Annotated in this window: 15 protein-coding genes; 9 read left to right on the forward strand and 6 right to left on the reverse strand. The window is 36.7% G+C overall.

Going from position 1 to position 14,161, the window contains the following annotated elements:
- Positions 1 to 3 precede the first annotated feature (3 nt).
- The 4 genes from ACOZIR_RS13485 to ACOZIR_RS13500 all read right to left on the reverse strand — a co-directional run bounded on the left by ACOZIR_RS13485 (position 4) and on the right by ACOZIR_RS13500 (position 1,650).
- On the reverse strand, positions 4 to 426 hold the full coding sequence (locus ACOZIR_RS13485; RefSeq protein WP_310878255.1) for a hypothetical protein: 423 nt from the start codon (positions 424 to 426) through the stop codon (positions 4 to 6).
- Positions 427 to 640: 214 nt separating this feature from the next.
- The gene (locus ACOZIR_RS13490) at positions 641 to 1,111 is read right to left on the reverse strand and encodes an MFS transporter (RefSeq protein WP_310878254.1); all 471 of its coding nucleotides are present in this window, start codon (positions 1,109 to 1,111) and stop codon (positions 641 to 643) included.
- A complete protein-coding gene (locus ACOZIR_RS13495) occupies positions 1,101 to 1,319 on the reverse strand; it encodes a helix-turn-helix transcriptional regulator (RefSeq protein WP_013081870.1) in 219 nt (72 codons plus the stop codon). Before ACOZIR_RS13495 ends, ACOZIR_RS13490 begins: the two co-directional genes overlap by 11 nt.
- A gap of 148 nt (positions 1,320 to 1,467) precedes the next feature.
- Positions 1,468 to 1,650, reverse strand: coding sequence for a YolD-like family protein (locus ACOZIR_RS13500; protein ID WP_013081871.1), 183 nt, complete (start codon positions 1,648 to 1,650; stop codon positions 1,468 to 1,470).
- 393 nt (positions 1,651 to 2,043) lie between these two features.
- Here ACOZIR_RS13500 and ACOZIR_RS13505 point away from each other — a divergent pair, with 393 nt between their 5' ends.
- Positions 2,044 to 3,972 (forward strand): LTA synthase family protein, encoded by a 1,929-nt coding sequence (locus ACOZIR_RS13505; RefSeq protein WP_310878253.1) that lies wholly within the window; start codon positions 2,044 to 2,046, stop codon positions 3,970 to 3,972.
- Between the two features lie 76 nt (positions 3,973 to 4,048).
- Here the strand turns inward: ACOZIR_RS13505 and ACOZIR_RS13510 are convergent, their stop codons facing one another.
- Positions 4,049 to 4,249: a YolD-like family protein gene (locus tag ACOZIR_RS13510; RefSeq protein WP_074893948.1), complete on the reverse strand. Its 201-nt coding sequence runs from the start codon at positions 4,247 to 4,249 to the stop codon at positions 4,049 to 4,051.
- Positions 4,250 to 4,478: 229 nt separating this feature from the next.
- Positions 4,479 to 4,949 (reverse strand): GNAT family N-acetyltransferase, encoded by a 471-nt coding sequence (locus ACOZIR_RS13515; RefSeq protein WP_045294036.1) that lies wholly within the window; start codon positions 4,947 to 4,949, stop codon positions 4,479 to 4,481.
- 111 nt (positions 4,950 to 5,060) lie between these two features.
- Between ACOZIR_RS13515 and ACOZIR_RS13520 the strand changes: the two genes are divergently transcribed.
- From ACOZIR_RS13520 to ACOZIR_RS13555, 8 genes are all read left to right on the forward strand, one after another.
- Positions 5,061 to 6,458, forward strand: a complete 1,398-nt coding sequence (locus ACOZIR_RS13520) for a PLP-dependent aminotransferase family protein (protein WP_421535635.1) — start codon at positions 5,061 to 5,063, stop codon at positions 6,456 to 6,458.
- 134 nt (positions 6,459 to 6,592) lie between these two features.
- Positions 6,593 to 7,528, forward strand: coding sequence for a homocysteine S-methyltransferase (gene mmuM / locus ACOZIR_RS13525; protein WP_045294034.1), 936 nt, complete (start codon positions 6,593 to 6,595; stop codon positions 7,526 to 7,528).
- A 294-nt stretch (positions 7,529 to 7,822) separates the two neighbouring features.
- Positions 7,823 to 8,455: a fumarylacetoacetate hydrolase family protein gene (locus ACOZIR_RS13530; RefSeq protein WP_045294032.1), complete on the forward strand. Its 633-nt coding sequence runs from the start codon at positions 7,823 to 7,825 to the stop codon at positions 8,453 to 8,455.
- Positions 8,456 to 8,862: 407 nt separating this feature from the next.
- A complete protein-coding gene (locus tag ACOZIR_RS13535; RefSeq protein ID WP_411305602.1) occupies positions 8,863 to 9,267 on the forward strand; it encodes a CBO0543 family protein in 405 nt (134 codons plus the stop codon).
- A gap of 239 nt (positions 9,268 to 9,506) precedes the next feature.
- Positions 9,507 to 10,070, forward strand: coding sequence for an ImmA/IrrE family metallo-endopeptidase (locus ACOZIR_RS13540; protein ID WP_045294028.1), 564 nt, complete (start codon positions 9,507 to 9,509; stop codon positions 10,068 to 10,070).
- Positions 10,071 to 10,396: 326 nt separating this feature from the next.
- Positions 10,397 to 11,701 carry a CitMHS family transporter gene (locus ACOZIR_RS13545; protein WP_045294026.1) on the forward strand — a complete coding sequence of 435 codons (1,305 nt, stop codon included), beginning with the start codon at positions 10,397 to 10,399 and terminating at the stop codon, positions 11,699 to 11,701.
- Between the two features lie 153 nt (positions 11,702 to 11,854).
- Complete coding sequence (locus tag ACOZIR_RS13550; RefSeq protein WP_045294024.1) at positions 11,855 to 13,444, forward strand: ATP-binding protein; 1,590 nt, start codon at positions 11,855 to 11,857, stop codon at positions 13,442 to 13,444.
- A gap of 27 nt (positions 13,445 to 13,471) precedes the next feature.
- Positions 13,472 to 14,143 (forward strand): response regulator, encoded by a 672-nt coding sequence (locus ACOZIR_RS13555; protein ID WP_029324842.1) that lies wholly within the window; start codon positions 13,472 to 13,474, stop codon positions 14,141 to 14,143.
- The last annotated feature ends 18 nt before the right edge of the window (positions 14,144 to 14,161 follow it).

Raw genomic sequence — 14,161 nt, forward strand, 5'->3', positions numbered from 1 at the left:
TCCTTAAGAAGGTCTTGATTGCATAGAAGAATCATTATTATTCCCCCAGTTATCCTGGCCATTGGGGGAATTATCATTTGACCACTGGTCTTGCTGATTACTCGAATCATCGTCTGACCACTGATTATCTTGACTGCTTGAATTATCGTCTGACCATTGATCACTTTGCTCATTAGAACTGTCATTTGACCACTGATCTTGCCCGTTAGTTCCATTGTCCGTATTGGAGTCAGGTCCTGAATTTGGAAATAGGTCCGTCTCATCTTCCGTTTGGGTTTGCGATGAATTACTGGCTGATGTATCGTTATTTAGTGCTGTAGCTGCTGAATTTGTTTGATCATATTTTTGAGAAAGTCCTACAAAAGTGGTAAATGCAGCAACGCTTGATAAACCAACCATCCATTTTGTCCATTTATTAGCTGCCATTGATATGCTCCTTTTATCTTTCCTATTTTGCAACTGAACACTGAAGAAAAACTGCAGTGGAAGGTAACATACATCGTTCAATTGTTATAGTTCAATATAGACAGAAAAAATGAAAAAATAGTGAAATAGATGTAGGTTGGATTATTTTTGTAGGGAGTTCAGTGAATTATTAGATTAAAAAAAGGTTGTTCTTTTTAGAACAACCTTTTTTTAATCAGCGATAAATCTTACTAATTGATACGTAATAAACCGTTAACTGTACAAGAGAAAGAAGCAAAAGAACGGCAATGGGATAGAAGCTAAAAGAATTAGGTAACAGCGGATAAAAAGCTATTAATATAGCACCTATAGGAATAGAAAATAGGAGAAAAACAAAGGCTTTTTTACAAGCTTCTGCTGTTATCATCTTTTCACGTTCATCTTCTTCTGCAAATTCAAAAGGAAATAATAAAGGCGAAACGTTCTTCGTCTTTTTACGCGCGCGGTAGTAAAACAATGAGACGATTAAAAGCACAATTAAGGAAGCAAAAGAGCCTATAGACATAGTAATTTCCCACGGGGGTTCAGGGTGGGTCATAACTTCACTAAATTGAATATTTAGGCTTAAAAAATCATATAAAAACCACCCTACGCATAGCAGAGACACTACATTCAAAAAATAAGATTTAATAACATTACTCAACATTTTTCTCCTCCTTTTGAAGTGTAAAAACATCTTCCATTTTTAATTGAAAGACATCACAAATTGTTAAACCAAGTAGTAGGGAAGGAACGTAATTTCCCTTTTCAATAGCTGCGATGGTTTGGCGAGTGGCTCCAACTTTTTCAGCTAAATCTCCTTGCGTATATCCATGTTTAGCTCTAAGCTCTTTTACGTGATTAATAAGAGTCAATATGTTCACCCGCTGCCTTTTTAATAAATTTGTTAAGTTGATTTAACATTATGTAAAGTTAATTTAACATTAATTGGATTATTTTTCAATAATTTATGGATAAAAAATACAAAAAAGATCCTAGAAGAATTCTTCAGGATCTTTTTTGTTAATAAATTTCTTTAATGCCAGACAAACGAATGGAAAAAATGTTTTGTTTTTCGTCTCGTAGGGAGAGGGTTTGGTCGGTTAGGTTTAAATTTTGGATTTTTCCTTTGAAGGTTTGAAGCAGGCCATTTTCGTAATAATTCACGGTTACATGTTTGTTTTTCTTTAACGCTTTTAAAATCATTTATTCATCTCCTTTCATGTGTGCATCTTTTATGAAAAGAAAGCTGTGGCTTAAACATACGAATGTAGAGAATGCTCAAGGCAGAATTATTATTATACAGCAAGATGAGGATAGTTTGTAGATAAATTGTGAAAAAATGCACAAGTTTGCAGTACGGGTGTTGCAACAGAATACATTATATGAGGGGAGAAGGGGTTTTATGATAAAAAAGGTGATTTTAGTTTATTTATTTGTGGGTATTAGGTAAACTAGTAGATGAATTTAAAGAATCTATCTATAGTTGTGAAGGCTAGGATTTCATTTAATTTTCATTTTCTATGAGTATAATGATAAAGGTTTTCTATATGTTCTTTGTGAATCTACTCATAAACTAATCGAGAAAGGAAAATCAAAATGAAGCGAATCGTTTCTAAGCCGCTGCACTATTTCATATTAGCCGCTGTTTTAATGTGGATAAAGTCGTACGTGGCTTATAAAACTGAATTTAACTTAGGCGTAAGCGGCGTAATGCAGCAAATTCTGCTGTTCATAAACCCTGTAAGTTCAGTGCTGATTTTTTTAGGAATCGGCTTGTTTTTTAAAGGAAAGAAAGCAGGAGCTTGGATTCTTGCAGGCAGTTTCATTATGACGCTGCTGTTATACAGCAACATTCTCTATTATCGTTTTTTTAACGATTTTGTAACGCTTCCTACACTATTGCAGACAAGTAATGCAGGAAGTATGGGCGGAAGCATTATGGATTTATTAAAAGCACATGATGTTTTTTATTTTGTTGATTTTATTATTTGTTTTTTCTTCTTTTTTAGTAAAAAGATTGACTGGAATAATGAAAAAGTATCGGTTAAAAATGCTGTAACCATTCTTTCTTTAGGATTCATGGTTTTTTCTGTGAACTTAACACTAGCAGAAATTGATCGCCCGCAGCTTCTATCTCGAACTTTTGACCGCAATTATTTAGTAAAGTATTTAGGCGCCTATAATTATACGATGTATGATGGTGTTCAGACTGCTCAAAACTCTAAACAGCGAGCATTTGCAAGCAGCAATGATTTAACGAACGTCGTTAATTTTAAAAACAGTCACTATGCGGAACCTAACCCCGTTTATTTTGGAAAAGCTAAAGGGAAAAATATTATTAAAATCCATTTGGAATCATTTCAATCTTTTTTAATTGATTACAAATTAAATGGCCAGGAAGTGACACCGTTCTTAAATTCGTTGGCTCATGGAAATGACTTTACGTATTTTGATAACTTCTTTCATCAAACAGGACAAGGAAAAACATCAGATGCTGAGCTAATGATGGACAACTCTCTATACGGCCTTCCTCAAGGTTCCGCCTTTGTGCTGAAAGGAAGCAATACGTATCAGGCAGCACCAGCTATTTTAGATCAAAAAGCTGGCTATACGAGCGCTGTGCTGCATGGAGACTATAAGACGTTTTGGAACCGTAACGAAATTTACAAGCAGTTCGGTGTGGATAAGTTTTTTGATGCAAGTTATTACAATATGACGGGTGAAAATAAAATTAATTATGGCTTAAAAGACAAACCGTTCTTTAAAGAATCTGTTCCAATGCTGCAGTCTTTACCACAGCCGTTCTATGCGCATTTAATTACGTTAACAAACCATTTTCCATTTTTACTTGGAAACAATGAGGCAAGCATACAGCCGGCTAACACGGGCGATGCGACAGTTGACCGCTATTTCCAAACGGCTCGTTATTTAGACGAATCATTGCAATCTTTCTTCCAAGAACTGAAAGCTTCTGGCCTTTATGATAATTCTGTGATTATGATTTATGGAGATCACTACGGTATTTCTGAAAATCATAATGCAGCAATGGAAAAAGTAATGGGAAAAGAAATTACGCCTTATGAAAATGCTCAGCTGCAGCGTGTACCTTTATTCATTCACGTTCCTGGAGTAAAAGGCGGAGTTAATCATACGTACGGTGGAGAAATTGATGTTGTGCCAACTCTTCTTCATTTAGTAGGGATTGACAGCAAAGAGTTTATCCAATTTGGTACAGATTTATTTTCTAAAGGTCATGATGATGTAGTAGCGTTCCGTAATGGCAACTACGTATCTCCGAAATATACATTAGTGGATGGAACGTATTATGATTCTAAAACGGGCCAAGCGCTTAAAGAAAATAATCAAATGAAAGCTTATAAACAGAAGGTAGCGAAAGAACTGGAGCTATCTGATCAAGTGCTTTATGGTGACTTACTTCGTTTCCACAAGCTGAAGGATTTCCAAACAGTCGACCCTTCAAAATATATGTACGGGAAAGAAGAAACAGAAACATCAGCTAAATAAAGCTAAAATCAAAAGAACATGATGACTTCTGCAAAGCAGAATGAGCATCATGTTCTTTTTTACTGTAAACTATTCATCAATAAATTTCTTTAATTCCCGATAAGCGAATAGAGAAAGTATTTTGCTGTTCATCTTTTAATGAAAGCGTTTGGTCTGTTAAATCTAGGCGCTGTACTTTTCCTTTAAACGTTTGAAGCAAACCGTTTTTATAATAGTTAATTGTAACGGCCCCGTTTTTTCTTAATGCTTTTAAAATCATTTTCAAAACTCCTTCCATATTTAAAATGTGTATGATTAACGAGCTGTAACATTCATTTTCATTTGCATATGTTTATTATACACAAAAATAGAAAGCGTTTTCACTAAAAGTTTGAACACTTTGTGAAAACTTTAACAGAGAATGTGACAAATACATACAGAAACTGATTTATTTGTCGTATTCATCATAAAACACATTTATGAAAGGAGTGTTAAGAACGTGTTAAAACTTTATGGATGGAAGAATATTATAAACTATCGTTTGAAATGTCGTAGTGAATCCACTCATCGTTCGTTACATTTCCGCCCATTTTTCTGTACAGCGTTTGGGCTCTTGTATTATCATAAGCCGTTTCCCAAGACATAGCTGCATACTGATGTTCTTTCGTATACTGGTGACTAATCGAAAATAACTTTTCCCCAATTTTTTGTCCTCTTGCTTTTTCAGTAACGTACAAGTCATTTAAAATCGCTACAGGTTTTACACGCGTGGTGCTAAATGTAAAATAAAGCGTTGAAAAACCTACTGCCTCGTCATTTTGAGTCGCGATAAACTGAACGCCAGCATCCGGATGGTGAAACAAGTGGTTAATTAAATTTCTCAGCTGCTTTTTGGCAGGCTGAGGGCGCTTGTAAAAATCAACAATGTATTCGTTCATTAATGAAATAAGTGCTTCCATGTCAGCAGCATTAGCTTGACGAATTGTAATAATAGTCATTAAATCTTCTCCTTTTTAATCAGATGATCTACACTTATAGTAAAAGAAATGTATCCCTTCTAAAAGAGCCAGATTTTAAAAATAAGATAGGGACAGATGAAAGGAGCTAGCGTGGAGTTCACACCTTTATTAAATCGCAAGGATGATACGCCGTTGTATCACCAGCTGTATGAATATATAAAAAAAGAAATTGTATCCGGAAGGGTGAAAGTAAAGGACAAACTGCCTTCTATCCGGTCTCTTGCTGATTACTTAAACGTAAGTCGAAATACTGTAGATATGGCCTATCAGCAGCTTTTAGCTGAAGGATATGTAGAAAGCAGGCCCAAAAGTGGATTGTACGTAACGAATACACAGTTTGATTTACTGCAAACAGATAAAAAGCCGACTGTATTTTTACACGCTCACTCAGAAACAAAGTCGTGTACCTATGATTTTCGGTATGGAAAAGTTGATAGCCGTTTGTTTCCTTTAAATGAGTGGAAAAAACGATACAATGAAAGTCTTCAAACTTATAGAGAAGCGCTGTTCACGTACCAAGAAAGTCAAGGAGAAGAATCACTGCGAGAAGAAATTGCTATGTACCTTTATCAGTCAAGAGGAGTGGTTTGTTCGAAACATCAAATTATTATCGGAGCAGGTACGCAGCACTCGCTCAGTTTACTAGCGCAGGTGTTAAAGCCAAGCATCAGAGATATTGCCTTTGAGAATCCTTGCTATGACGGGGCTAGCTTTGTATTTAAACAGCATGGATTTTCCTTAAAACCCGTGTCGCTTAATAACAAAGGCATAAACATCCAAGAGCTTTATGACAGCCAAGCACGAGCTGTTTATGTCACACCATCTCATCAGTTTCCATACGGAATGATCATGCCTGTTTCAAGAAGAATAGAGCTTCTTAAATGGGCGAATGACTGCAATGGTTTTGTTATTGAAGATGATTATGACGGAGAATTTCGTTATAAAGGCTCTCCCATCCCTTCATTGCAAAGCTTAGACTCTAAGGGGCGCGTCATTTATACAGGGACATTTTCAAAATCTTTTATGCCTTCTTTAAGAATCAGCTACCTTGTATTACCGGAAGTGCTTCTAAAGGAATATCATGAACGTTTCTCATTATACGAGCAAGCTGTTCCAGCCCTTCATCAGCGGACGCTCGGGCTGATGATGAAAACCGGAGAGTGGAGCAAGCATTTAAGAAGAGTGAAAACTGCTTATCAACTCAAACACGGTACTCTTTTAACGGCTTTACACAAGGAGTTTAACAAAAACATCACGGTGTCAGGAGAATATGCAGGTTTGCATATACTTGTCCGCGTGCACAACGATATGAACGAACAGCAGTTAATTAACGCAGCTCGAAAGCAAGATGTCTCTGTCTACGGCACTTCTCGTTATTGGCTTACCGAATTACCTCAACAAAAGACTCATCTATTATTAGGTTTTGGAAGTTTGGAGAGAGAAGAAATAGAAGAAGGAATAAGGCGGTTGAAAAATGCTTGGTTATAAGCCTCTCTTCATTTCTTTGGTTTCTTGACAAAAGTTGCCTAGTCCTTTAGACTTTTTTGCATATATTTTAAATTATCTGAAAGGAGGATAGGGTAATCGAAGCTAACTGCTAGTGGACAACCCTAGATTAAACAATGAATCCTATCCAACAAATTTTACATACATTTCCTGTGATTGTACTAGATGGTGCAATGGCAACTGAACTGGAGAGATATGGCTGTGACTTAAACGACAGCTTATGGTCTGCAAAAGTGCTGATGGAGCAGCCGGAATTGATTAAGAGAGTGCACCAAGACTACTTTGCAGCGGGAGCTGACTGTGCCATTACAGCAAGCTATCAAAGCACGTTTGAAGGTTTTGCTAAACGTGGTTTAAGTGAAGCAGAGGCTCGCGAGTTAATTCAAGCATCTGTAAAAATTGCGGCTGAAGCAAGAGATGAATTTTGGCAGCAAGAAGAGAATCGTCTTAATCGTCCAAAACCAATTGTCGCCGCTTCGGTAGGGCCTTACGGAGCATTTTTAGCAAACGGATCCGAATATACTGGACAGTATGACGTAACAGAAGAAGAGTTAATGGAATTTCATCGTCCTCGTATGAAAACATTAATTGAAGCAGGAGCGGACGTATTAGCTTGTGAAACCATTCCTAATGTAATGGAAGCAAGAGCCATTGCGAGGCTGCTGGAAGAATTTGAAGGAGCGTACGCATGGATTACGTTTAGCGCAAAAGATGATCTGCACATTAGCAGCGGAACATTAATCTCGGAGTGTGCACGCTATCTGGATTCCTATGAGCAAGTAGCGGCTATTGGAGTTAACTGTACGCCGCCTCAATATATTTCTTCACTTATTAAAGAAATTAAATCTCAAACGGATAAGCCAGTCGTTGTGTATCCAAATTCAGGAGAGCATTATGATGCTGAATCTAAAACATGGAACGGGACATCTGCAGGCGAAACCTATGGCTGCAGCGCTCACAGCTGGTATGAAGCAGGTGCTCAGTTAATCGGAGGGTGCTGCCGTACAACTCCAGATGATATCAAGGGCATTACAAAATGGGCTAGAAAATAACGGATTGAAAGAAAGAGAATGTGAGAAAAGTTGTTTCGCTAACGTTCAACACGAACTATCTATCAAAAATAGATAGTTCGTGTTTTTTTATGGTCACGGTGAACGTAGGTTTCGTGTGTGCAGGTCCTTCTAGCTGTTGCACAGAAATCAATAGGGGTGTCACAAGCAGTTCAGCTCATTTATCCCCATTTTCCGTCTTTAGATTGGATTCATTTTATTATGTCCCAATCTTTTTTTCTTGTAAAATAAAAGAATACAAGTTAAAAAATCTTTATTTGAACGAAAGAAGGGATGATGAAAGTGAAAGATATTAAAAATATTTATTGTGTAGGGCGAAACTACGCACTGCATGCAAAAGAATTACATAATGATATTCCAACATCACCTTTTTTATTTTCCAAACCTACTCACGCTCTTGTTGAAGCAGCTGGACAATCAATTACTCTTCCTAGCGACCAAGGAGAGGTGCACTTTGAAACTGAACTGATTCTTCATATTGGACAATCTTACAAAGAAGGCATAACAGTGGATGAACTTGTTGACGAGATGACGATTGGATTAGATTTGACGCTTCGAGACGTGCAGAGTGAATTAAAACAAAAAAAGCACCCTTGGCTGCTTGCAAAAGGATTCAAACATTCAGCGGTCGTGGGAAACTTTATTCCGTTTGAAGGAGTGGAAGCATCTAAGAAGAAAGACTTTTCGTTAGTGAAAAACAATGAACGCGTTCAGCTGGGAAATATCAAAGATTTGATTTTTGACTTGCAAACGATTATTGATTTCACAGGAAAACATTTTGGTCTTGATAAAGGAGATCTTATTTTTACAGGTACACCTGAGGGAGTAGGTCCTCTTTCTCATCATGATGAGCTTTCACTTAAATGGGGACAGCAAGAGCTTGGTTCTTGCGTCATTTCCTTTCGTTAACAAAAAGAGCTTAAAGCAAAGGTAGTTTAGTTGAAGAAAGATCCGAACGATGAAGCGAGATTCTTGACAGAGAATCCAGCTCGTTCGGATTTTTTATTGTGATGGTGAACGTAGGTTTTATATATAGTTGCTTCTAGCTGTTGATTGGAGAGGCGAGGCGAAATCTTGCACGGAAATCAACGGCGGTGTCAAAAGCAGTCCAGCCCATTTATCTCATTTGTTCGTTCTTAGATTGGCTCGATTTCGTTATGTCTCCATCTTTTTTTTTGCGAAGTGTTAATTTGTAGCCTTCAGAATGAATTTAATATCCAATGGGAAAGCTGTTTCTATCTCCTATAGGAAACGAGGTCGTAAGTGTGGTGCTATTAATCCTTACAACGGTAATCTCTATTCTGAGCGTATTGGTTATGCCAAAGCGTATCAGCTGGATAGAAATATACACAACGTCTTTGTTTGTTATGTTTTTAGGGTCGGTAGCAGATATATATCTTGATGTTAAATATGATTTTTATGGATTTTTTACAAAAGGAGTAGATTTTGAATATCTTTTAATTTTTATTTTTATTTATCCTGCGACGAATAGTGTATTTTTGAATTTTTATCCGCAGAGCAAAAGTTTGTCTAGAAAAGCTTTATATCTTACAGTATGGGTAATTCTTACGACTTTGTTTGAATACGTTTCTGGCCAAACAGAAGTGTTTTATTATAACGAATGGAAGCCGATATACTCGTTTTTTTGCTATCCTTTTCTTTATATAGCAATGGTTTTAAATTTAAAAATGATACGCAGGCTCCAGGTTATCGATAAGTAAAAATAGAAATAAAAAAAAGTAATGATAAATCATAAAAAAATGATATTTTATTAATGGCTACATATGTAATATAGTAAAAATAGAAAATAAACGAGGCAGCATATACGCAGGGTTAAAAAACATCAAAACGGGAATCTTGACATTAACTTCATAATTTTTAACCATGTATTGTGAATGACTGAATATACTTATTAATAAATAACATGCTGAAGAAGGAATTTAGCAAAGGAGGCAAGAAGATGTTTAAGCGCAGTGAAAAAATCCAAATTCATGGCGTAACGTTTCATGGAGTCATGAGTGCGAAGCAAAAAGCCGCCCTGCAGGAAATTGCTAATGTAACAGACGAAAAAGATTGGAATGGGCTAAAAGGTGTGTATTGCTTAGGCAGTGTAAAGGTGCAAGGAAAAGACGTGTTAGGTGTGTACTATGGCCAATTTAATGATAACCTTCCAAAAGAGAAGCGCAAACTGCAGTTTGAAATTGACTATATTAAATATACAGTAACGGAATGTCCTATTGTCTTTATCGATACAACAAAAAACAAAAAGCCTCATCAATTTGCCTTTATCATTCTGCATGAATTAGGCCATCATGTGGATCGTATGACAAATGGAACGCTTTTAAAAGAAGGAAATCGAACGCAAGAAATGTTTGCGAATACGTATGCTTTAGAAAAATATTCAAAAATAGAAAAGTTTCAAACAAAGAAGTTAAAAAACATTCCATTTTTAGAGGAATCTCTTACTCAATGGAATAAAACTCCTCATCCCGGAGCGTATTCTCTTAGAGTTCAAATTGAATAATTCACGAGAATAGTTCCTCTCTCTCCGTTTTTTACTTCCCTATCTTTTTCCTCTTCCTTTCTTTTATCCTTCCAATGAACAAAAAGGATTTAATTACCCATAAAGTTTTAAAAGTTTTTATAGTACGAATTATTTACACTATACCCTCCTGTAAATTATGATTATTTTAAGAAAAAACAGAAAATTTTAAAGTTTTAAGGTACAACTTAGTAGTGAACAAGCGATTTTGTAATCGTATAGACGAACTGGCATACATATGCGAGTCATACATACAAACGAATCGCTTCCACTGTTATGAAAGCGGATTCAGAAATAGGAGGGGTAATATGTTAGCTATTCTTGGGTTTTTGATGGTTTGTACATTTATGTTTCTGATTATGACAAAACGATTAACGCCGCTTATTGCTTTAATGGTTATTCCAGTATTGTTTGCAATCATAGGGGGATTCACAAGCGGTATTGGAGAAATGGCTTTAAATGGTGTAAAAGAATTAGCACCTACAGGTGTTATGTTAATGTTTGCTATTTTATATTTTGGGATTATGATTGACGCTGGTTTGTTTGATCCAGTTGTAGGAAGAATTTTAAAAATCGTAAAAGGTGATCCACTAAAAATCACAATTGGTACAGCTATTTTAGTTCTTATTATCTCGTTAGACGGAGACGGAACAACAACATATATGATTACGCTCTCAGCGATGCTTCCGCTTTATAAAAAGCTAAACATGAAGCCAATGATTTTAGCCTGTATCGCGATTATGGGTAGTGGAGTTATGAACTTAACACCTTGGGGTGGACCTACTGCTCGTGTGATGAGTGCATTGAAGTTAGATGCTTCACAGGTGTTTACACCACTGATTCCAGCCATGATTGGCGGAGCTGCTTGGTTATTATTCACGGCTTACTATTTCGGAAAAAAAGAGCGCCAGCGCTTAGGCGTTATTGATATTCAAGACGTTACAAATGCTCAAGTAGCTTTCGCAGAAGCAGCAGCAGCTGAAGGAATCGAGTACAAGCGTCCGAAGCTTTTATGGGTAAACTTTGCTTTAACAGCTTTACTATTAGTAGGACTTATCACAGCAGTTATGCCGCTTCAAATTCTATTTATGATTGGATTTGCAATCGCTATCATGATTAACTATCCAAATTTAGAAGTTCAAAAAGAGCGTATCACTGCACATGCTGGTAATGTACTCGCTGTTGTATCTCTTGTATTCGCAGCAGGCGTATTCACAGGCATTTTATCAGGTACCAAAATGGTAGATGCAATGGGTAATAGCTTAGTAGGATTAATTCCAGATGCGTTAGGGCCTTACATGTCTGTGATTACAGCCATCACAAGTATGCCATTTACGTTCTTTATGTCAAATGATGCTTACTACTATGGGATTTTACCAATTATTGCTCAAGCAGCTTCAGCATACGGTATTGATGCTGCAGAAATTGGCCGCGCTTCATTGATTGGTCAACCCGTTCACTTATTAAGTCCTTTAGTTGCTTCTACGTATCTATTGGTCGGGATGGCAAAGGTCGAGCTTGGTGAATTCCAGCGCTTTACTTTAAAGTGGACGATTGGAACAGCGATGGTGATGCTTTTAGTAGCTATTATTACAGGTGTTATTACGCTGTAAAGATCATGAACCTAAAAACTTATCAATTCCGCTTTTGGGATTGATAAGTTTTTTTGTCTAAAAAGCTTTTGGAATAAGGAGCGGATATACAAAAAATTTTGATAAAATAAAAGAGGAATAGAACTATAAGGTAAAGGCTAAAGGTGCGATGAAATGAAAAAATGGTTTCAAGTATCGCTGCAAACAAAAATCGTAGGTTTATCCGCGGCATTAATCATAACTGTTATTGTTCTTTTAGCAAGTATTTTCTCTTACATGCAGTTTGTAGAATCTAAAAGGCAAGCCGAGCAGCTGGCTCTTCAAGCAGCCAAATCAATATCATTTATGCCGGAAGTCAAAGCTGCTTTTCAAAAAAAACAGCCGAGTCGCTATATTCAGCCGCTTGCCGAGCAAGTGAGGGAACAAATCGGAGCAGCAAGTATTGTGGTTCAAAACCGCGGGCAAATCATCTATTCTCATTCTAATCAAAAATGGATAGGAAAGAAAAATAAAGAAGCGGTTAACGATAGAGCACTATTATTCGGGGGATATTATACGCTTGATGGAGAGGGAACCACAGGTCCTGCTATTATGGGGAAAGCGCCTATTGTCATCAGTCATGGAAAGTATACGGAGGTCGTGGGAGTGGTGACGGTTGAGTTTTTAAAGTCTCATGTTCATGCTCAGCTCATTACGCGTATTCAGCAAATTATCCTATTTTCACTAGCTGTTTTATTGCTTGGTATGATTGGGGGTATTTTTTTAGCTAAAAGTATTAAAAAAGATACTCTCGGTCTTGAGCCCCATGAGATCGCTTCTTTATACCGTGAACGAAATGCGATTTTACTTTCGATAAAAGAAGGAATTATTGCTATTGATCATCACGGCTTTATTACGATGATGAATACATCAGCTAAAAATATGCTAGGGTTACAGACGGAATATTTACATCATCATATCATTGAAGTATTTCCTTATACGAATATGATTGAAGTGCTAGATACGGGAATAGCACGAAGCGACCAAGAGATTTTTCTAAATGAAAAAACGTTTATCTTAAACTTAACACCTATTATTGAACATCAACGAATTGTAGGAGTGGTCGCTAGTTTTCGTGATAAAACAGAATTAAAAAGCTTAATCAATACAATTTCAGAAGTACGAAAGTATTCAGAGGATTTACGAGCTCAAACGCATGAGTTTACGAATAAGCTGTATGTTTTGTCAGGTTTGCTGCAGTTAGGGCAGTATAAAGATGCATTTGAGTTTATTCAAAAAGAATCAGCCGTACACCAAACGCAAAATCGTATTCTATTTGATCAGATATTAGATTCCAAAGTCCAAGCAATATTGCTTGGGAAGATTGGAAAAGCATCTGAAAAGAAAATTCATTTTTCGGTTGATCCGGAGAGTACGCTGGATACGCTCCCAGAACATATTGAAATTTCTCATCTCATTATCATTATTGGGAACTTAATTGATAATGCATTTGAAGCGGTGAGTCAACAGTCTGAAAAAGAAGTGTCGTTTTTCATTACCGATATTGGTCATGATTTAATTATTGAAGTGATGGATAACGGACCAGGTATATCAGAAGAAGTGCTAAATCAAATTTTTACAAAAGGTTTTTCAACCAAAGGGACAGACAGAGGATACGGACTGGCAAATATAAAGAAAATGGTAGATGAACTTGGAGGATCTATTGAAGTGTATAATCAGCCAGAAGGAGGAGCCATTTTTTCAGTTTACCTTCCAAAAAACTGAATCATGAGAAGTAAGGGGAGAGTCGAAATGTTACGAGTCGCAATTGCAGAAGACGATTTTCGAATTGCTCAAGTTCAAGAGCGATTTTTATTAGAAGTAGATGGTGTAGAAGTTGTAGGCAAAGCGTTGAATGCAAAAGAGACGCTTGAAATGCTAAAGGAGAAGAAAGTAGATTTGCTCCTTTTAGATATCTATATGCCAGATGAAATGGGAACGGATTTACTGCCAAAGATTAGAGCGCAGTTTCCACAAGTTGACGTTATCGTTGTAACGGCTGCAACAGAAAAAAACATTGTAGAAATCTGTTTGAGAAACGGCGTCGTTAATTATTTGATTAAGCCGGTTATGATGGAATCCTTCATTAATGCTATTAAACAATATCAAGAGAAAAAGGAACTGTTTAGTACGCATGAAGAAGTTGATCAATCATTTATTGATGCGTACTTTGGACATGTCAGAACAAAGCCAAAAGCGGATAAATCTCTTCCTTCAGGTATTGATGGTATCACATTACAAAAGTCAAAAGACATTTTAAAAAGCATCAAAGGAATTACAATCGAAGAGATGGGGCAGCAAATGGGAGTATCCAGAACGACAGCTAGACGATATTTAGAGTATCTAGTATCAACTGGTGAATGTCACGTTGAATATGATTATGGGATTATTGGACGGCCGGAGCGTAAGTACTATTTAGCGTAGCATTAGCCTTGAAGGATG

Source organism: Priestia sp. D3YE.R1 (genome assembly GCF_049199565.1).
GTDB classification, from domain to species: domain Bacteria; phylum Bacillota; class Bacilli; order Bacillales; family Bacillaceae_H; genus Priestia; species Priestia aryabhattai.